The organism is Pseudomonas sp. MH9.3, from assembly GCF_034354675.1.
Lineage (GTDB): Bacteria > Pseudomonadota > Gammaproteobacteria > Pseudomonadales > Pseudomonadaceae > Aquipseudomonas.
In genome coordinates this window covers 2,634,903-2,654,535 of sequence record NZ_CP133785.1, presented here as the reverse complement: position 1 = coordinate 2,654,535, position 19,633 = coordinate 2,634,903, and the positions used below count along the sequence as shown (strand labels likewise).

16 protein-coding genes are annotated in these 19,633 nt (G+C 61.7%); 11 read left to right on the top strand and 5 right to left on the bottom strand.

The genetic code is table 11. The annotated features are described in order from the left end of the window. Nucleotides 1-185 precede the first annotated feature (185 nt). Nucleotides 186-2,687 carry a LuxR C-terminal-related transcriptional regulator gene (locus RHM60_RS11560; protein ID WP_322214480.1) on the top strand — a complete coding sequence of 834 codons (2,502 nt, stop codon included), beginning with the start codon at nt 186-188 and terminating at the stop codon, nt 2,685-2,687. Here RHM60_RS11560 and RHM60_RS11555 read toward each other — a convergent pair. Further along, on the bottom strand, nt 2,684-3,556 hold the full coding sequence (locus RHM60_RS11555; RefSeq protein ID WP_231423442.1) for a helix-turn-helix transcriptional regulator: 873 nt from the start codon (nt 3,554-3,556) through the stop codon (nt 2,684-2,686). The two genes, RHM60_RS11560 and RHM60_RS11555, sit on opposite strands and share 4 nt — an antisense overlap. 139 nt (nt 3,557-3,695) lie before the next feature. On the opposite strand from RHM60_RS11555, the gene RHM60_RS11550 reads away from it, so the two are divergent. Further along, nucleotides 3,696-4,601: a DMT family transporter gene (locus RHM60_RS11550; protein ID WP_209984688.1), complete on the top strand. Its 906-nt coding sequence runs from the start codon at nt 3,696-3,698 to the stop codon at nt 4,599-4,601. 316 nt (nt 4,602-4,917) lie between these two features. Here the strand turns inward: RHM60_RS11550 and norR are convergent, their stop codons facing one another. Continuing rightward, nucleotides 4,918-6,438 (bottom strand): nitric oxide reductase transcriptional regulator NorR, encoded by a 1,521-nt coding sequence (norR, locus tag RHM60_RS11545; protein ID WP_231423446.1) that lies wholly within the window; start codon nt 6,436-6,438, stop codon nt 4,918-4,920. Nucleotides 6,439-6,585: 147 nt separating this feature from the next. On the opposite strand from norR, the gene hmpA reads away from it, so the two are divergent. The 9 genes from hmpA to RHM60_RS11495 all read left to right on the top strand — a co-directional run bounded on the left by hmpA (nt 6,586) and on the right by RHM60_RS11495 (nt 16,093). Further along, a complete protein-coding gene (gene hmpA / locus RHM60_RS11540) occupies nt 6,586-7,767 on the top strand; it encodes an NO-inducible flavohemoprotein (RefSeq protein ID WP_322214479.1) in 1,182 nt (393 codons plus the stop codon). 211 nt (nt 7,768-7,978) lie between these two features. Next, the gene (locus RHM60_RS11535; RefSeq protein ID WP_209984679.1) at nt 7,979-8,485 is read left to right on the top strand and encodes a disulfide bond formation protein B; all 507 of its coding nucleotides are present in this window, start codon (nt 7,979-7,981) and stop codon (nt 8,483-8,485) included. A gap of 791 nt (nt 8,486-9,276) precedes the next feature. Next, a complete protein-coding gene (gene cyoA / locus RHM60_RS11525) occupies nt 9,277-10,218 on the top strand; it encodes a ubiquinol oxidase subunit II (protein WP_209984676.1) in 942 nt (313 codons plus the stop codon). A 3-nt stretch (nt 10,219-10,221) separates the two neighbouring features. Then, the gene (cyoB, locus tag RHM60_RS11520) at nt 10,222-12,240 is read left to right on the top strand and encodes a cytochrome o ubiquinol oxidase subunit I (protein WP_057007311.1); all 2,019 of its coding nucleotides are present in this window, start codon (nt 10,222-10,224) and stop codon (nt 12,238-12,240) included. A 3-nt stretch (nt 12,241-12,243) separates the two neighbouring features. After that, the gene (locus RHM60_RS11515; RefSeq protein ID WP_003238390.1) at nt 12,244-12,867 is read left to right on the top strand and encodes a cytochrome o ubiquinol oxidase subunit III; all 624 of its coding nucleotides are present in this window, start codon (nt 12,244-12,246) and stop codon (nt 12,865-12,867) included. Then, nucleotides 12,867-13,202: a cytochrome o ubiquinol oxidase subunit IV gene (cyoD, locus tag RHM60_RS11510; RefSeq protein ID WP_003176003.1), complete on the top strand. Its 336-nt coding sequence runs from the start codon at nt 12,867-12,869 to the stop codon at nt 13,200-13,202. The genes RHM60_RS11515 and cyoD overlap by 1 nt, the downstream gene beginning before the upstream one ends. 11 nt (nt 13,203-13,213) lie before the next feature. Beyond that, nucleotides 13,214-14,101, top strand: coding sequence for a heme o synthase (gene cyoE, locus RHM60_RS11505; protein WP_209984671.1), 888 nt, complete (start codon nt 13,214-13,216; stop codon nt 14,099-14,101). 116 nt (nt 14,102-14,217) lie between these two features. After that, nucleotides 14,218-14,913, top strand: coding sequence for a 7-cyano-7-deazaguanine synthase QueC (queC, locus tag RHM60_RS11500; RefSeq protein WP_322214478.1), 696 nt, complete (start codon nt 14,218-14,220; stop codon nt 14,911-14,913). A gap of 85 nt (nt 14,914-14,998) precedes the next feature. Further along, nucleotides 14,999-16,093 (top strand): pyridoxal phosphate-dependent aminotransferase, encoded by a 1,095-nt coding sequence (locus tag RHM60_RS11495; RefSeq protein ID WP_322214477.1) that lies wholly within the window; start codon nt 14,999-15,001, stop codon nt 16,091-16,093. Nucleotides 16,094-16,315: 222 nt separating this feature from the next. Here RHM60_RS11495 and RHM60_RS11490 read toward each other — a convergent pair whose 3' ends face one another. From RHM60_RS11490 to RHM60_RS11480, 3 genes are all read right to left on the bottom strand, one after another. After that, on the bottom strand, nt 16,316-17,020 hold the full coding sequence (locus tag RHM60_RS11490) for a hypothetical protein (RefSeq protein WP_231423450.1): 705 nt from the start codon (nt 17,018-17,020) through the stop codon (nt 16,316-16,318). Between the two features lie 86 nt (nt 17,021-17,106). Next, a complete protein-coding gene (locus tag RHM60_RS11485) occupies nt 17,107-18,360 on the bottom strand; it encodes an aspartate aminotransferase family protein (protein WP_322214476.1) in 1,254 nt (417 codons plus the stop codon). A gap of 103 nt (nt 18,361-18,463) precedes the next feature. Next, nucleotides 18,464-19,477, bottom strand: coding sequence for a diguanylate cyclase domain-containing protein (locus tag RHM60_RS11480; protein ID WP_322214475.1), 1,014 nt, complete (start codon nt 19,475-19,477; stop codon nt 18,464-18,466). Nucleotides 19,478-19,633: the final 156 nt, after the last annotated feature.

Here is a 19,633-nt window from a genome sequence, read left to right as displayed (position 1 = left end):
CAGCCACAAGCGAGCCGACTGACCCACCGCCATCGGGAGCAAGCTCCCTTCCACAGTAGAGTGTGTACACCCTGGCTTTTATGCATGGCCGTCAATCACCCCGCTGAATACTTCTTCAACAACCACCAACCCCAGGACTAGGGTACGCGTCAGGCTTCATCACAATAAAAACGCAGGATGCAGCAATGACCGCCATGACTCGTTGCCTGGACCGTCCCGGATTCATGCCACGGCTGTCCGCTCACCACCTGCTGCGGCCGCGACTGGCCCAGCCCTTGCTCGCGGCGCAGGCACGGGTGAGGTTGCTGTGTGCGCCGGGCGGCAGTGGCAAGAGTGCGTTGTTCGCCGAGTGCGCCTTGCAGGCGCCAGCGGGGTGCCCGGTGTACTGGCTGGCGCTCAATGGGGTGGCCTTGAGCCCCGAGGGTCTTTGCCGCCGAGTGGCGCAGAGCCTGGGCCTGCCCTTCACCGATGAAGCCGCGCTGTTGCTCGACCTGAGTACCTGGTCAACGCCGGCCTGGCTGTTTCTCGATGACTTCTGCCGTTTTCCCGACCCCGAGCTGGATGCCTTGCTCGACCGCCTGCTCACCCTCGGCAGCCCGGCGCTGAGCTGGTGGCTCGGCACGCGGCGGCGCCCGGCGTGCAACTGGCCAAGGCTGTTGCTCGACGATGAACTGTGGGAGTGCAGCGCCAGCGAGCTGGCGTTCAGCGCTGGGGAAGTCCAGGCTTTGCTGGGCCCCGGCCAGAGCCTCGACAGCGTCATGCACTTCAGTGCCGGCTGGTGCGCCGGCGTGCGGATCGCCTTGCTGGGCGACGGCCATCCCGACAAGACCTTGCGCGACTATTTGCAGCACGAGCTGTTCAGCACCTGGTCCGCCGAGTGGGTCGAGGCCTGGCAGGTGCTGGCCCATCTGCCGAGGTTCAATGCGAGCCTGTGTGAACACCTGTTCGGCGCGGGCGACGGCGCCCGCTACCTGCGCGATCTGCAGGCGCTCGGTGCCTTTGTCCAGCCCTGGGAACACAGCGCCGACTGGCTGTGCATATTCGCGCCACTGGCCCACGTGGTGCGCGACGAACCGTGGCCGGCCCGGCGTTCCTGGCATCGGCGCGCCTGCCAATGGTTTACCACCGAGGGCGACTGGCAGGCCGCGTTCGAACAGGCATTGCTGGCCGAAGCGTTCGAAGTGGCGGTAAGCCTGTTGCAGCATTTCAGTTTCGAAGACCTGTTTCGCCAGCAGAACGCCGTGTTGGTGTTACGTCTGCACGAACAGCACGGTGATGAACTGCTGCTGTGTTCTGCGCAGTTGGTGGGGCTGGTGACGGCGGCGCTGCTGTTCGCCGGGCGCTTCGATCAGGCCGCGCAGTGCATCGATCAGTTGGCGCGCTTTACGCCGCAACCTGGCGCCGTACAGCAACGTCACTTGCTGGCGCGTTGGCAGGCGCAGTGGGGCTGGCTGTTGCATTTGAACGGCGATGCCGAATGCGCCCGCGCGCATTTTCTTGATGCGCTGCAGGCCTTGCCCGACAGCGCCTGGACCTCGCGCCTGATGTGCCTGTCCGGGCTCACCCAGCAAGCCTTGCTGCGCGGCGAGCTGGACGTCGCCCAAACCCTCAATCGCGAAGCGCTGTGCCTGGCGCGCGCCGAGGGTTCGCTGCTGCTGGAGGCGTTACTTGAGCTGGATCACGCCCAGTTGCTCGAGCAGCGCGGCGCACCGCATCGGGCGCAGAGCTTGTTGGAGCAAGTGCAGGCGATGTTGCTCAAGCAGCAGATCGAGGCCGGCCCGCTGGTGGGGCGGATCGCATTGCGCCGTGGCCACCTTGCCTTGCGCCAGGGTCAGGACGCACTGGCCGCCGAGTGTTTCCAGGCAGGCTTGGCGATGTGCCTGCACAGTCAGGACAAACGCGTGCTCTACGGCTTTCTGGGCCTGGCACTGCTGGCGGCCAACCAGGGCGACTACGCCCAGGCGTTTATCCAGCTGCGCGAGGCCGAGCGGTTGATGCAGCAGCGGCACGTCCCGCAGAGCGTTTACCGCGCGGTGCTGCTGTTGATCAGCGGGCATTTCTGGTTGCAGCAGGGGCGGGCCGACTTGACCGTGGAAGCGGTGCGCCGCGTGCTGCGTCACTTTCATGGGCCGCACGCCAGGCAGGCACCGCCGGCCACGCTGGAATTGATCCCGCGCCTTGAGTACCTGCTGGTGCTGGCAGAAGTGAGGCTCGGGTGCGCCGAGCAACCTCTTTCAAGGCTCAACGCGCTGCTGGAGGTCACCCGGCAACGCGGCATGCTCTGCCTGGAAGCCGAGGTGCAGTTGGTGCTCGGCGAGGTGGCGTGGCAGCTGGGCGACACCGCGCTGGCGCGGCGTGCGCTGCAAAGTGGCCTGGCCCTGGCGGCGCGTTGCCAGGTGCAGCAAGCGATCCGCGAGCTGCGCCTGCGCTCCCCCGGTGTGCTGAGTGAACTGGGCCTGGAGCCGCACACAGCCGCCATTGGCGCGGCGGACAATCCCTTGAGCCAGCGCGAGCTGGAAGTGCTGCGGTTGATCGCCCTGGGCAATTCCAACCTGCAGATTGCCGACCGTCTGTTCATCTCCCTGCACACGGTCAAGACCCATGCCCGGCGCATCCACAGCAAGCTCGGCGTGGAACGGCGCACCCAGGCGGTGGCCAAGGCCAAGACCCTCGGGCTGATGGTCTAGACGAAGGCCTGACGGTAGTCGCCAGGCGTTGCACCCGTGGCCTGGCGAAAGCGCTGGTTGAAATGGCTGGCGCTGGAAAACCCGCACATCAGGGCGACCTCGCCCAGCGGCAGGGCGCCGCCGCGCAGCAGGCTGCGCGCACGGGCCAGGCGCCGCGCCAGCAGGTATTGATGGGGCGGCAGGCCGAAGCTCTGGCGAAACATCCGCGCGAAGTGGTATTCCGACAAGGCGCACAAGCCCGCCAACAGCCCGAGGCTGATGGGATCCTGCAGGTGCTGCTCGATGTACTCCACCAACCGCCGCCGTTGGTAGGCCGCCAGCCCGCCTTTCAAGCGCAGGCCATCGCGGGCGCCGACCTGGTTGAGCAGGGTGTGGCTAAGCATTTCATGGGCCAGGCTGCTGGTGAGCAGGCGTTCGGCCGGCTCGTGCCAATTGAGCGCGATCAGTTGATGAAAGCGCCGCGCCTGGCCTGGGTCTTCAAGAAAGGTCGCTTCCTGCAACGCGAGGGCACGCGGTTCGCGGTCCAGCAGGGTGACGCAACCGAGGGCGAATTGTTCCGGGCTGAAATACACATGGGCCAGGCGGATGTCGCCGTTGATCACCCAGGCCGACTGATGCTCGGCCGGCAGCACGCACAACTTGTCCGGGCCGCCCTTGATGCCCGGCTGGTCACGGCGAAACGTACCGGTGCCGCCGCCGATGTAGCAGGACAGCGTGTGATGGCTGGGCCCCTGGTAATCCTGGGCATCGTGGTGGTTGCTCCACAGCGCGGCCGACACGCCGTCACCCAGCTCGGCGCAGGCGTGCAGGCGTGCGTTGGGCGAGCGGTTGAGGGACTGAAAGATGTGCAGCGATTGCAGATCAGGCATGGCGTGTGTTCTCCGATGCCTGGCATCCTACCGCGCGAGGTCCGGGCTGTGATCCCTTCGCCCGACAAAAGCGCAAGAATGTGCAAGAGCGGTCCGTGGCTTGAGGCGGACACTGTGGCTCAACCTTCGGAGCCGCGCCATGAACCTTTCCCTGTATGTCCTTACCGTGCTGATCTGGGGCACCACCTGGATCGCCCTCAAGTGGCAGTTGGGGGTTGTCGCCATTCCCGTGTCGATTGTGTACCGCTTCGGCCTGGCCGCGCTGGTGCTGTTTGCGCTGCTGTTGTTCAGTCGCAGGCTGCAGGTGATGAACCGGCGTGGGCATCTGATCTGCCTGGCCCAGGGCCTGTGCCTGTTCTGCGTCAACTTCATGTGTTTTTTGACCGCCACGCAGTGGGTCCCCAGCGGCCTGGTGGCGGTGGTGTTTTCCACGGCTACGCTGTGGAACGCGCTGAACGCGCGGGTGTTCTTCGGCCAGCGCGTGGCGCGCAATGTGTTGATGGGCGGCGGCCTCGGTCTGCTGGGACTGGGCTTTCTGTTCTGGCCGGAACTGGCCGGGCACACCGCCAGCCCGCAGACGTTGCTGGGGCTGGGCCTGGCGCTGCTGGGAACGCTGTGTTTTTCGGCGGGCAATATGCTTTCGAGCCTGCAACAGAAGGCCGGGCTCAGACCGTTGACCACCAATGCCTGGGGCATGGCCTACGGCGCCTTGATGCTGGCGACCTGGTGCGGGGTGCGCGGCATTCCCTTCGAGATGGACTGGAGCGCGCGGTACATCGGCGCCTTGTGGTACCTGGTGATTCCGGGGTCGGTGATCGGGTTTACGGCCTATCTCACGCTGGTGGGGCGCATGGGGCCCGAGCGTGCGGCGTATTGCACCGTGCTGTTCCCGGTGGTGGCGCTGAACGTGTCGGCGTTTGCCGAAGGCTATCAGTGGACGCCGCCGGCATTGGCCGGGTTGGTGCTGGTGATGCTGGGCAATGTGCTGGTGTTCCGAAAGCCTAAAGTTATGAGCCCGACCTTTCAGACAAAACCAATCCAGTGAGGCTCCGCCAACGCGTCGATTCTGCTGCCGCCCTGTGGCAAGCCCTAATGCCGTTCAGTTAAGGAAAATGTGTGGGCTTATTGTGGCGAGCGGGCTTGCCCCGCGTTGGGGTGCGAAGCGCGCCCAATCGAGCAAAACGCGGTGTACCTGATACGGCTCAGCGCCTGGCTTTGGGGCTGCTGCGCAGCCCAACGCAGGACAAGCCTGCTCGCCACAGGGAATCTGCGCTTAACTGAACGGCATTAGGGCAAGCCCGCTCTCCACAAGAAGCCCGCTCGTCACAACACGCCGGTACCCGCAGGGATGTGGTTGCCTGCTACTTCAGGCCCAGGCGTCTGGCCAGGCGGCCCAGGTTGGCGCGGTCCAGGCCCAGCTCGCGGGCGGCGCCGGCCCAGTTGTGCTGGTGGCGTTCCAGGCAGGCGCCGATCACCTGGCGCTGGTAGTGCTCGGTGGCCTGGCGCAGGTCACCGGTGACGGGTGCCGGCGGGGCTTGCGCTTCAATGAGCGGGGCGTTGACCTCCGGCAGATCCAGGTCCCTGGCGCTCAGGCTGAGTATCTTCGGACGCTCGCGGCAGTTGCCCAGCGCCTTGAGCGCGCTGCGCCCGATTGCGTGCTCCAACTCGCGCACATTGCCCGGCCAGTGATAGGCCAGCAGCGCGGCCTGGGCATCGCCGCCAAGGCGCAGGCTGCCCAGGCCCATGCGTGAGCGGTTCTGTTCAAGGAAATAACCGGCCAGCAGCAACACATCGCGTCCGCGTTCACGCAGCGCCGGCACGTGCAGCGGGTACACGCTGAGGCGATGGTAGAAATCGGCGCGGTAGCGGCCGCTGCGCACTTCTTCGGCGAGGTCGCGGTTGGTGGCGGCGATCAGGCGCACGTCCACCTGGTGTTCGCGGTCCGAGCCCAGGCGCTGCAGCTGGCCGCTTTGCAGCACACGCAGCAGCTTGGCCTGCACGCTCAGCGACAGTTCGCCGACCTCATCGAGAAACAGAGTACCGCCATTGGCCAGTTCAAATTTGCCTCGGCGTTCATTCAGTGCGCCGGTAAAGGCGCCGCGCACGTGGCCGAACAGCTCGCTTTCCACCAGCGTTTCCGGCAGGGCGGCGCAGTTGAGGCTGATCAGCGGTTTGTCGGCCCGCGTCGAGGCGTCATGGATCGCCTGGGCCACCAGCTCCTTGCCCACCCCGGTTTCGCCGGTGATCAGCACCGTCAGGTCGCTGCCGCCGACCAGGTTGATCTCTTCCACCAGGCGCTTGTGGGTTTTGCTCTGGCCGATCATTTCCTTGTGCGGCTGGCCGCCGGCCTGGCGGTAGATCTCGGCGCGCAGGGCCAGGCGTTCAATGCGTTCGGCGACATTGACGGTGGCGGCGGCGAGGCTGGCGAAGGCTTGCAGGGCGTCCAGCTCAACGCGTTCGAAACGTTCGGTGTCCAGCGCATCCAGGGTCAGCAGGCCCCAGGGCCGGTCATCGACGAACAGCGGGCAGCCCATACAGTCGTGCACTTCCAGTTGCCCGTGCACACCGGCGACCAGGCCGTCATAGGGGTCGGGTAACGCACTGTCGCTGTCGAAGCGGGTGGGGCCGGGGCTGCTCAGCAGCACGGCGAAGCGCGGGTGCTCGCTGACCTTGAAGCGTCGCCCCAGGGTATCGGCGCTCAGGCCATCCACCGCCAGCGGCACCAGCCACTCGCCGTCCAGGCGCAACAGCGCGGCGGCGTCGCACGGCAGCAGGGCGCGCATGGCGTGCAGCAGGCGGCGGTAACGCTCGCCTTCGGGCAGGTCGCGGGAAAGGTCGGCGACCAGGGGCAGCAGGGTGGTAAGCAGCGAATGCGCAGTCATAATGACTCCTTGTAGTCGTTGTGACTATAAGGCGTAGCAAGTCATATTGACTAGGTATGTCGTAACCAGTTGAAAATATTGGATTTGTAGATTGGCACGAATACTGACTGCTTCAGGGCACTTCATTAACAAGCCCAGGAGTCTCCCATGCTGACGGCCCAAGACCGTGCCATCATCCAGTCCACCGTGCCGTTGCTGGAACGCGGTGGTGAAGCGCTGATCACCCATTTCTACCGCATGATGCTGTCCGAGTACCCGCAGGTGCGTCCGCTGTTCAACCAGGCCCACCAGGCCAGCGGCGATCAGCCCCGCGCGTTGGCCAATGGCGTGTTGATGTACGCGCGGCATATCGACCGGCTCGACCAGTTGGGCGACCTGGTGGCGAAGATTATCAACAAGCACGTGGCGCTGCAGATCCAGCCGGAGCACTACCCGATTGTCGGCGCCTGCCTGTTGCGTGCGATCTCTGAAGTGCTGGGCAGCGACATCGCCACGCCTGCGGTCATGCAGGCCTGGGGCGCGGCCTACGGCCAGTTGGCGGATATTCTGATCGGCGCGGAAAAAGCCCTTTATGACGAAAAAGCCAAGGCGCCGGGTGGTTGGCGCGGGGCTCGGTCGTTCAAACTGGTGAAGCGGGTGGAGGAGAGCGCCGAGATCATTTCGTTTCATTTTGCTCCGGTGGACAACGGCCCGATTCTCAAGGCCGCGCCGGGCCAATACATCAGCCTGCGGCTGGTGCTCGACGGCGAAGAAGTGCGCCGCAATTACTCCCTGTCGGCACTGAGCGATGGCGGCGAATACCGCATCAGCGTCAAACGCGAAGCCGGGGGACGGGTGTCCAGCTATTTGCATAATCAACTGCAGGTCGGCGCGACGATTGAGCTGTTCCCGCCGTCGGGTGATTTCACGCTGGTGGCCAGCGACAAACCGCTGGTGCTGATCAGTGGCGGGGTGGGCATCACACCGACCCTGGCGATGCTCGAGGCGGCCCTGGCCACCGAGCGCCCGGTGCACTTTATCCACTGCGCGCGCAATGGCGGGGTGCATGCGTTTCGTGAGTGGGTGGATGCACTGGCGGCCAGGCATCCGCAGCTCAAGCGGTTTTACTGCTACGCCGAGGACGATGGGGTGAGTCCGGCGGCGGACAGTATCGGGTTGTTGAGCCAGGCGCAGTTGGCGGCGTGGTTGCCTGAACAGCGCGATGTGGATGCCTATTTCCTGGGGCCCAAGGGCTTCATGACCGCGATCAAACGTCACCTCAAGGCACTGGGCGTGCCGCAGGCGCAAACGCGCTACGAGTTCTTCGGCCCTGCAGCGGCGCTGGAGTAACGCGCGTCAACAGTGTGGGAGGGGGCTTGCTCCGGATGGCGGTGTATCAGTGACAGCCAAGCTGGCTGACCCACTCCCATCGGGAGCAAGCCCCTGCCACCGTTGGATCGGTGTGCTGACTGATTAATCCCCCGTTAACCCCCCTCTGTTTAAACCATGCTCTGTGTGTAAACTTGCGCCCATTGGCACAACCAAACAAAGGGATACGGGGATGAGTGACGAATTGCGTTTAGGCAGGGAGCGGCGCTTTCTGGTGTTGCTGGGCATCATCTGCCTGGCGCTGATCGGCGGTGCGCTGTACATGCAGGTGGTGCTGGGCGAAGCGCCGTGCCCGTTGTGCATCCTGCAACGTTACGCCTTGCTGCTGATCGCGATCTTCGCGTTCATTGGCGCGGCGATGCGCACCAAGGGCGCGGTCACCCTGTTCGAAGGGTTGGTGATCCTCAGTGCACTCGGCGGTGTGGCTGCGGCGGGGCACCATGTGTACACCCAGTTCTTCCCCCAGGTCAGCTGCGGCGTCGATGTGTTGCAGCCGATCGTCGATGACTTGCCGCTGGCCAAGGTATTCCCGCTGGGCTTCCAGGTCGATGGCTTCTGCAGCACACCGTACCCACCGGTGCTGGGCCTGTCGCTGGCGCAATGGGCGCTGGTGGCGTTTGTGCTGACGGTGATCCTGGTGCCGCTGGGCATTTATCGCAATCGCCAGCGCACAGCCTGAACTTTTCGTAAAAAGCCCCGGTCACTCCTGAAGAAGGACCGGGGCTTTTTTGTGCGTCGGCAAATGTGAAAGGGCCGTGACGAACGGCGACAAATGGGGCGTGCGGCGTGCGACATGTTGTCACACGGATGCTGTCGCAGGCGCTTTCCATGCGTCGTTTTTGGCGTGCGGATTTGCACCAATCGGTCAGTTTGTGCTGTCAGTTCATCGTTTGAATCGTACCTTTGACAGGTCGCGGTCGTGGCCGTGAGGTGATGTCCCAATGCCTTGTTTTATGGGGACTTCGACGGCCTCGTCATGCCCTTACAACTTGTAAGGGATGGCCTGGAGGAACGAATAACACGGTATTTTTTGTGGGTTTTATTGAGAATTGACCGCAATAAGATCGCGCATCCCGGCCCTGTCAGTGAAGAATTATTGCTGTAATCGATAAAAATTATTTCTTTATCAGACATGGTTTATACATCGCCAGCTAACTACAATCCCCCGCACTGAGTGTCCGATGCTGTGCAATATTTGAGCATCGCAGGGGTCGAGGGGCGATGGACGGCTCCGTGCGACCCAGGTTCCGGCAGCCTTTCAACTATCCGCACCAAATGGAATTGGTCTGTAACAAGGCCTTTAACCACGAAATCGAATAAGAACGCGCCGCAGGTCAGTGAAACGTACAGTTTTTTTGGTGTGGCGGGCAGGCTCTTATTCAATCGAAGAGAAATGCCAACCCTTGGCAGGGTGAAGTGTTGGCGATCAAAACCCAACTGCATTGCGCAAGCTGCTTTAGAGGTCGTGAGATGAGTAAAAACAGGTACCCCCGATTACTAGGCTTTTTGCCGCTGCTTGGCATGCTGTTAATGCTGGGAGGCTGCAAGTGGACCTTGCTCGACCCAAAAGGACAGGTCGGTCTGGATGAACGAAACCTGATCATCACCGCCACCCTGCTGATGCTGCTGGTCGTGGTCCCTGTGATCATCATGACCTTCGCCTTCGCCTGGAAATACCGCGCGTCCAACACCAACGCGACCTACGCGCCGAAGTGGTCGCACTCCACCAAGATCGAAATCGCGGTGTGGCTGGTCCCGATCCTCATCATCGTTGCCCTGGGTTATGTGACCTACAAGTCCACCCACGCACTGGACCCGTACCGTCCGCTGGAATCGGACGTCAAGCCGATCAACATCGAAGTGGTCGCGCTGGACTGGAAGTGGCTGTTCATCTACCCGGACCTGGGTATCGCCACCGTGAACCAGATCCGTTTCCCGGAGCACACCCCGCTGAACTTCAAAATCACCTCCGACGCCGTGATGAACTCGTTCTTCATCCCAGCCCTGGGCGGTCAGATCTACGCGATGGCAGGTATGCAGACCAAGCTGCACCTGATCGCCAACCAGAAAGCTGAAATGGAAGGCATCTCCGCCAACTATAGCGGCGCTGGCTTCACCGGCATGAAATTCAAAGCGATCTCGACAAGCCAGGAAGACTTCAACGCCTGGGTCGCCGAAGTCAAGGCCGCACCTAAACAGCTTGATCAAGCTGAATACGACGCCCTGACCAAACCAAGCCAGAACAACCCTGTCGCCCTGTACTCCTCGTACGAGCCGAACCTGTTTCAGAAAATCGTCGACAAGTACGAAGGCATGAAACCAGGCAAGCCGGTCAAGCACGAGAAGAAAGAAGTGGCCGCGGCTGAAGGTTCTGACACGGGCTCGAATTCAACTGCTGGGGCAGAGGAGTAAACGATGTTTGGTAAATTAAGTTGGGACGCGGTCCCATTCCACGAGCCGATCGTGATGGTGACCATCGCCATGATCGCGCTGGGTGGTCTGGCACTGTTTGCGGCAATCACCTACTTCAAGAAGTGGACCTACCTGTGGACCGAGTGGTTGACCTCCGTCGACCACAAGAAAATCGGTGTCATGTACGTCATCGTGGCCATGGTCATGCTGCTGCGCGGCTTTGCCGACGCCATCATGATGCGTACCCAGTTGGCCATGGCCACCGAGGGTTCGCCGGGCTACCTGCCGCCTGAACACTATGACCAGATCTTCACCGCCCACGGTGTGATCATGATCATCTTCATGGCGATGCCTTTCTTCACCGGCCTGATGAACCTTGCCTTGCCGCTGCAGATCGGTGCGCGTGACGTTGCCTACCCGTTCCTGAACTCCCTGAGCTTCTGGCTGCTGGTATCGGGCGTGGTGCTGATCAACCTGTCCCTGGGCGTCGGCGAATTCGCCAAGACCGGTTGGGTTGCGTATCCGCCATTGTCGGGCCTGCAATACAGTCCGGGCGTGGGGGTGGATTACTACATTTGGGCACTGCAGTTATCAGGGCTCGGGACGACATTGACGGGGGTCAACTTCCTGGCCACCGTCCTCAAGATGCGCGCCCCTGGCATGAAACTGATGGACATGCCGATCTTCACCTGGACCTGCACCTGGGCAAACGTGCTGATCGTGGCTTCGTTCCCGATCCTGGCCGCTACCATGGCGCTGCTGTCGCTTGACCGTTACCTGGATTTCCACATTTTCACCAATGAACTTGGTGGCAATCCGATGATGTACGTGAACCTGTTCTGGGCATGGGGTCACCCTGAGGTGTACATCCTGATCCTGCCAGCGTTCGGTATCTTCTCCGAAGTGATCTCGACCTTTACCGGCAAACGCCTGTTCGGTCACCACTCGATGGTCTATGCATCGGGCGCGATCTCGGTACTGGGCTTCATGGTCTGGCTGCACCACTTCTTCACCATGGGTTCGGGGGCCAGCGTCAACGCCTTCTTCGGCCTGGCGACGATGCTGATTTCCATCCCGACGGGGGTGAAGCTGTTCAACTGGCTGTTCACCATCTACCACGGTCGTCTGCGCATGACCAGCCAGGTTCTGTGGACCCTGGGCTTCATGGTGACCTTCGCCATTGGCGGCATGACCGGCGTACTGCTGGCCATTCCGGGTGCTGACTTCGTGCTGCACAACAGCCTGTTCGTGATCGCTCACTTCCATAACGTGATCATCGGTGGCGCGGTATTCGGCTACATCGCCGGTTTCAGCTTCTACTTCCCGAAAGCGTTCGGCTTCAAGCTGCACGAAGGTTGGGGCAAGGCTGCGTTCTGGCTGTGGATCTCGGGCTTCTTCGTCGCGTTCATGCCGCTCTATGCACTGGGCTTCATGGGCATGACCCGTCGTCTGAACGCCACCACCAACCCTGAGTGGGTGCCGTACCTGTACGTCGCCATGTTCGGTGCGTTGATGATCGCGGCCGGTATCGCCTGCCAGTTGATCCAGTTGTATGTCAGCGTGCGTGATCGCAAGCAGAACCTGTGCGAGTCCGGCGACCCGTGGAACGGCCACACCCTGGAATGGTCGACCTCGTCGCCACCACCGTTCTACAACTTCGCCGTGATCCCGACTGCGAACACCATTGATGCGTTCACCGAAGCCAAGGAAGACGGTACTGCGTACCAGAAACCTGCGCACTACGAGCCGATCCACATGCCGAACAACACCGCCACTGGCGTGGTGATGGGCGCGCTGTTGACCGTGTTCGGTTTCGCGATGATCTGGCACATCTGGTGGCTGGCAATCGTGGGCCTGGTGGGCACTATCGGTTACTTCATCGTCCACGCTGCACGTGACGATCAAGGCTACATGGTGCCGGTGGAAACCATCGAACGCATCGAAGCCGAGCAGCACGCTCGCCTGGTAGCCGAGAAGAAGATCCCGGCCAACCGTGTTGAAACCCCGTTGGAACAGGTTTAAACCATGTCGAACTTAGCGACCAATGCTGGACACGCCCATGTCGATGACCATGGGCACCACGACCACCACGACACCGGCCCGATAACCGTCTTCGGTTTCTGGCTCTACCTGATGACCGACTGCATTTTGTTTGCGTCGATCTTCGCGGTGTACGCGGTACTGGTAAACAACGTAGCGGGTGGCCCGTCGGGCCACGACATCTTCGAACTGCCTTACGTGCTCGGCGAAACCGCCTTGCTGTTGTTCAGTTCGATCACCTACGGCTTCGCCATGCTGGCCTTCTACAAAGGCAACAAGAAAGGCGTGCTGAGCTGGCTGGCCCTGACCTTCCTGTTCGGCCTGGGCTTCATCGGCATGGAGATCAACGAGTTCCACCTGCTGATCTCCGAAGGCTACGGCCCGCACCGTTCCGGTTTCCTGTCCGCGTTCTTCACGCTGGTAGGCACCCACGGTCTGCACGTATCGGCCGGCCTGCTGTGGATGGCGGTGATGATGTATCAGGTCAATAAACACGGCCTGACCAACACCAACAAGACCCGCCTGAGCTGCCTGAGCCTGTTCTGGCACTTCCTGGACGTGGTCTGGATCTGCGTATTCACCGTCGTCTACTTGATGGGGACTCTGTAATGGCTAATGCACACTCCCATGACAGCCATGATGCGAGCCACGGCAGCGTAAAGTCTTACGCTATCGGCTTCATCCTGTCGGTCATCCTGACCCTGATCCCGTTCGGCCTGGTGATGTACCCGACCTTGCCGAAGTCGATCACCCTGATGATCGTGCTGGCATTCGCCGTGATCCAGGTGCTGGTGCACCTGGTGTACTTCCTGCACCTGGACCGCTCCGAAGCCCAGCGCGAGAACGTGATCGCGTTCGTGTTCGCAGGTCTTGTGATCGTTCTGCTGGTTGGTCTGTCGCTGTGGATCATGTTCAGCATCCACACCTACATGATGGCGAAGTGAGGTAAGACCCGATGTCGCTTAAGCACTTTATCCAAATCACCAAACCGGGGATCATTTTCGGTAACGTGCTTTCTGTGGCAGGCGGCTTCTTCCTGGCCTCCAAGGGGCATGTCGATCTGGCCATCTTCCTGGCGGCAATGATCGGCACTTCCCTTGTTGTGGCGTCCGGTTGCGTGTTCAACAACTGCATCGACCGTGACATCGACATCAAGATGGAGCGCACCAAGAATCGTGTGCTGGTGCAGGGGCTTATTTCCCTGAAACTGGCGCTGATCTTCGCGACCGTCCTGGGTATTGCCGGTGTGGTGTTGTTGTACAAGGTGGCCAACCCGTTGGCGGCGCTGTTTGCCGTGATCGGTTTTGTCATCTACGTCGGCCTCTACAGCCTGTACCTCAAGCGTAAGTCGGTTCACGGCACGCTGGTGGGCAGTCTGTCGGGGGCGATGCCGCCGGTGATTGGTTATGTGGCTGTGACCAATAGCTTCGACATGGCCGCGCTGGTGCTGCTGGTGATGTTCAGCCTGTGGCAGATGCCGCATTCCTATGCCATCGCGATTTTCCGCTTCAATGACTACCTGGCTGCGTCGATCCCGGTTCTGCCGGTCAAGCGTGGCATCCAGGTGGCCAAGAAACACATCCTGCTCTACATCCTGGCCTTCCTTGTGGCGACCTTGATGTTGACCTTCAGTGGCTATGCCGGCATGAGCTACCTCGCCGTTGCCGCCGCCATGGGCATGTACTGGCTGTACATGGCCTGGACCGGCTACAAGGCGGTGGATGACACCGTCTGGGCGCGCAAGCTGTTCGTGTTCTCGATTTTCACCATCACCGCGCTCAGCGTGATGATGTCTCTGGATTTCCAGGCACCCAAAGAGCTGTTGCTGACTTACGCTCACTGAGTCATCGAGCACCGGCTCTTTAGCCAAAATCAGCCCCGCCCTCGAAAGAAGCGCGGGGCTTTTTATTGAGCCACCCTTAAACTCTTCACCACTTCCAAGCAGGCAGGAACAAAAGCATGAGTAAAACAGCCGTTCTGGTCTTCAGTGGCGGGCAGGACTCGACGACCTGTCTGATCCAGGCCCTGGCGCGTTACGAACAGGTGCACTGCATTACCTTCGATTACGGCCAGCGCCATGTCGCCGAAATCGAAGTGGCCCAGCGATTGGCCAAGCAGCTGGGCGCCACCGTGCACAAGGTGATGGATGTGTCGTTGCTCAATGAGCTGGCCATCAGCAGCCTGACCCGCGACAACATTCCCGTGCCCACCGAGAGTTCAGGCGATGGTTTGCCGAGTACCTTCGTGCCGGGGCGCAATATCCTTTTCCTGACATTGGCGTCGATCTACGCCTACCAGGTAAAGGCCGAAACCGTGATCACCGGCGTGTGCGAAACCGACTTCTCGGGCTATCCCGATTGCCGGGACGAATTCGTCAAGGCGCTGAACAAGGCGCTTGCGCTGGGCATGGATTACACACTGCGCCTGGACACCCCGTTGATGTGGCTGAACAAGGCCGAGACCTGGGCACTGGCCGATGACCTGGGCCAACTGGAGCTGGTGCGCCAGCAAACCCTGACCTGCTACAACGGCGTGATCGGCGACGGCTGCGGCAATTGCATCGCCTGCGAGCTGCGCGCGCGTGGTCTGAAGGACTACCTGCAGAACAAGACGGCAGTCATGGGCAGTCTGAAGCACAAGTTGCAGTCGAGCTGAACCGCGGTTAAATCCACTGGCCGGCTTCTCGTCATACTTCCTTACACAGTGAGCATTCAGCACTCGCCTACAAGGAGTAGACACCATGGTCAGCGTCAGTCGTCGTTCCCTTCTCGCCTTTGGCGCCGCGTTGCCGGTGCTGGGGCATCTGAACTGGGCGCACGCCAGCCCCGCGCCGAAAACGTCTGACACCGTGCGGCTCAACTACAACGAAAGCCCCTACGGCCCCGCAGGTACCGCCCGCGATGCGATGCAGCGCGGGATTACAGCGGCGGGGCGTTATCCCTACCCGCACATGTACGCGCTGGCCGCGTTGTTCGCCCAGCAGCAGGGCATCGCCGAAGAACGGGTGGCGGTGTTTGCCGGCTCCATGGCCGCCCTGCGCTATGCCGTCCTGGCATTTACCAGCGCCACCCGTGGCCTGGTGATGGCCACGCCGTCGTACGAAGTCCCGCACCAGTCTGCGCAGGCGTGGCGTGCTCCCGTGCATGAGGTGAGCCTGAACGCCAACCACGCCCATGACCTACCCGCGATGCTTGCCGCCGACCCACAGGCGGGCATGCTGTACCTGTGCAATCCCAACAACCCCACCGGCACCCTCACGCCTACCGAGGCGATCCGCCATGCGCTGGCGAACAAACCCAAGGGCAGCGTGCTGGTGGTGGACGAGGCCTACATCGATTTCTGCGACGCTCCCAGCTGTGTGGGGTGGGTGAACGACCACGACGACCTGCTGGTGCTGCGTACCTTCTCGAAAATCTACGGCATGGCTGGCGCGCGGGTGGGCTTGGCGATCGGGCATCCGGCGCTGCTGGAACGGCTGGCGGTGTTCGGCGGCGATAACGTTCCGGCGGGCGCAAGCCTGCTGGGCGCGCAGGCCAGTCTGGAAGACATCAAACTGCTGCCGCAGCGCAAGGCCCTCAATGCCCGGGCGCGGGATGAGACCATCGCCTGGCTGAGGGCGCGCGGGTTCACCTGCACGGCGTCGCAGAGCAACTGTTTCATGGTCGACGTGAAGCAACCGGCGCAGCAGGTGGTTGAACGGCTGGCAGCCCATCACGTGCTGGTTGGGCGGGTGTGGAGCAACTGGCCGCAGTGGATGCGCGTGACGGTGGGCAACAGGCAGGAGATGGCGCGTTTTCGCGAGGTATTCGCAGCGCAGGTCAAACGGATCAGTTGAGACACCACAGTCTCAATATGGCAAGCGGGCTTGTTGTGGCGAGCGAGCTTTATGTGGCGAGCGGGCTTGCCCCGCGTTGGGCTGCGCAGCAGCCCCAAAACCAGGCTCTGCGTAGTGTCAGGTACACAGCATTTTGTTCAATTGGGGGCGCTTCGCGCCCCAACGCGGGGCAAGCCCGCTCGCCACATGAAGCCCGCTCGCCACAACAGCTCCCGCGCATAGTTACTGCTGGGCGATGCTGTAACCGGCGAACGCCGTCTGCTGCTGCAGCGCGGTGATCACGCTCTTGCGGCTCAGCGGCTGTTCGGCGCCTGAGTTGTCCACAAAGCTCTCGACTTCCAGTTCGGCCTCATCGCCTTCACCCACGAAGCTGAACCCCAGGAACTCGAATGCCTCACGGTCGACATTGAGCCTGGAGCGCGGCGTGCGCAGCGGCAGGGTGACGCTGACGCCATCCTTGCTGATCACGAACACTTCAGCGTCTTTTTTGCTACGCGCGGCCTTGCTCTTGCCGGCGCTCGGGTTGCTGATGGCCTGGTGCGACTGATTCAACACCTTGAGGGCCAGGCCGTACACCAGTTCCTGAAACTCGGGGTCGTCCTTGAAGCTGGACAAAATGCGGCTGATCGAGAACTTGCTGCTCAGGTCTTCCAGGGCGAGGTTGTCGGCCGCTTCGGCGTCCTTGAGTTGCTTGAGCCGGCCCATCAGGTCATAGGCCTTGTCATCGTCAAAGGCGTCGTGAGCCTGGCGGATGGCCACGCGCAACTCGCGGATCTGGTCGCTTTCCTTTGAGGTGTGAAACGCGTCCAGCACCATCTCGCTGATGATCTTGGCCGCTGGCACATGCTGTGAAAGATTGATGGCGTTTTCGTATTCAGCCTTGGCGTGCAAGGTGGCTACGGATTCTTCGAGGTGGGAATCAGGCATTGAAATTTCACTACTTCAGTAAACGGAGACAAAAAAGCGTCGGGCATTTTCAGGGGGGAGGGGGGTGAGGTCAAGGCGGATGCGTGCTACTCGTCCAGTTGCGCAAGACACGCTTGCAGAATATCCAGGCCCTCCTCCAGCACCGCAGGCTCGATGGTCAGCGGTGCCAGCAAGCGGATGATGTGCCGCGACTTGCCACTGGGCATCAGCAGCAAGCCGGCGTCTCGCGCCAAGCCCAGCAACTGGGTCAGTTGCCTGGAGGCAGGGGTGCCGTCGGCATTCGTCAGCTCGATGCCGCGCATAGCGCCGACGCCGGTAAGGCGCCCCAGGCAGGGCGACAGGTGCTGGGCCCGCCAGGTTTCATAACGGCTGACGATCGCGGCCGCCTGCTGCGCTCCCCAGCGCTGCAAATGGTCATCCGTCATCACGTCGAGGGTGGCCAGGGCCGCTGCGCAGGCGATGGGGTTGCCCGAATAAGTGCCACCCAGGCCGCCTTTGGGCAGGTTGTCCATCAGCGCCTTGCGGCCCACCACTGCACCGAGCGGCACGCCGCCGGCAATGCTTTTGCCGAGCAGAATGAGGTCCGGTTCGATACCCAGGCGTGAGAAGGCAAAGCGCTGCCCGGTACGGCCGAAACCGGACTGGATTTCATCGGCGATCAGCAGGATGTTTTTGGCGTCGCAGAAACGGCGAAGTGCCTGGGCGAACTCGATATCCAGGGCCAGGAAGCCGCCCTCGCCCTGCACCGGCTCAATGATGAAGCAGGCGACATCGTTGACGTCGATTTCCACGCTGAACAGGCGGTCCATGGCCTTCAGCGCTTCGGCGCAGGTCACGCCGTTATCGGCACTCGGGTAGGGCAGGTGATACACCGGACCGGGCAGTACGCCGACCTTTTGCTTGTAGGGCGCGACCTTGCCGTTGAGGTTGAGGGTAGCCAGGGTGCGGCCGTGGAACGCGCCGTCGAAGGCGATCACAGCGGTACGGCCGGTGGCGCCCCGTACGATCTTCAAGGCATTTTCCGCTGCTTCCGCGCCGCTGTTGGTGAGCATGCCGCTGACCGGATAGCTCACCGGGATAAATGCGGTCAGGCGCTCCATCAGTTCGATATAGGGTGTATGCGGCGCGGCGTTGAAGGCGTAGTGGGTCAGCCGGGTGGCCTGCTCGCGTATCGCCTCGACCACGGCGGGGTGGCAGTGGCCAAGGTTGAGCACACCGATGCCACCGACAAAATCGATATAGCGTTTGCCGGCCGTGTCCCAGACTTCGGCGTTTTTACCGTGGCTGAGGCTGATGGGATGAACGATGGAAATCGACTGGCTGATCGGATCGTGGCTCATGAATCCTGGACTCGGCGGTGGCGGGCGTCTTTTTATCTAAGCTGCCCGCGTGCCCTTGCCGCAAACGAAATAAAGTCGCCGGGTCATTAATAAAAGTCGCGATCTACTCAGAAACCCTGTTCTTGCCCGCCGCTTTGGCCCGGTACAACGCCTGATCGGCGCGCCTCATCAACGCGGCTGCGGACTCACGCGGATGACGTTGCGCCACACCCAGGCTCAAGGTCACGCGAACGTCGTGCAAGATGGGCAATTGCGCGATGTGCTTACGAATATGTTCGGCCGCCCGTTTTGCCGCGTCCAGTGTGGTTTTGGGCAGCACCACCATGAACTCATCGCCGCCCCAGCGGGCCGGCAGGTCGCCAGTGCGCATGCACGCGTTCAGGCCCTCGACCACTATCATCAGGGTCTCGTCGCCCATGCTGTGGCCGTGCTGGTCATTGATCAATTTGAATTCATCAATGTCCATGGCTACCAGTGTCAGCGGCAGGCGAAAACGCTCGGCACGCTCGCATTCTTCCAGCAGGACTTTCTCCAAACGGTAGCGGTTGGCGATGTGCGTCAGGGCATCCTGTTCGGCGAGGATGCGGTTCTCGTCCAGTTGCAGCTGCAGTTGTTGATTGACCCGCGACAGTTCACGGGTGCGTTCGGCTACCAGCGCTTCAAGAGACTGGTTGCGCTTTTGCAGTTGTTCGATGGAGTGTTTGCGCGAATGAATATCGCGGTGCGCGCCGACCATGCGCCTTACCGAGCCGTCGGGGTTGCGCGCAATCACATAGCCCCGGTCTTCGATCCACAGATAGCTGCCGTCTTTTTTTCGACAGCGATATTCGGCCTGATAATGGGGCGCGCGCTGGTTGATGTAATCATCGAAAACAACCATCACAAGGGGGTAATCATCCGGATGGATGACGTTCTCCCAGGTAAACACGTTGTTTTCCAGCGAGTGGCGGGGGTAGCCGAGCATCTCGTACCAGCCGGGGTTGCGGTAGACGTAACCGGTGTCGGCGTTCCAATCCCAGATCCCGTCGCTGACCAACTCCATGACCGCATGCAGCATGTCGGCGTTGAGGTCGGAAAAGTCATTGGCCAACGGGTTATTGCCGGATGTATCGTCCATCTGCGCGCTTCCCTGCATGTGCTGGCCCCCAGGCCAGGGTGTATTGGCGCCGATACTCCGTGGCAGATTTCACTCTACAGGGGGGGCTGTGGGGTTTGAATAGGAAGAGTGTGCTGCTTTAGTTTGATGGCGATTGGCTACTTATTTGGTCTGGAT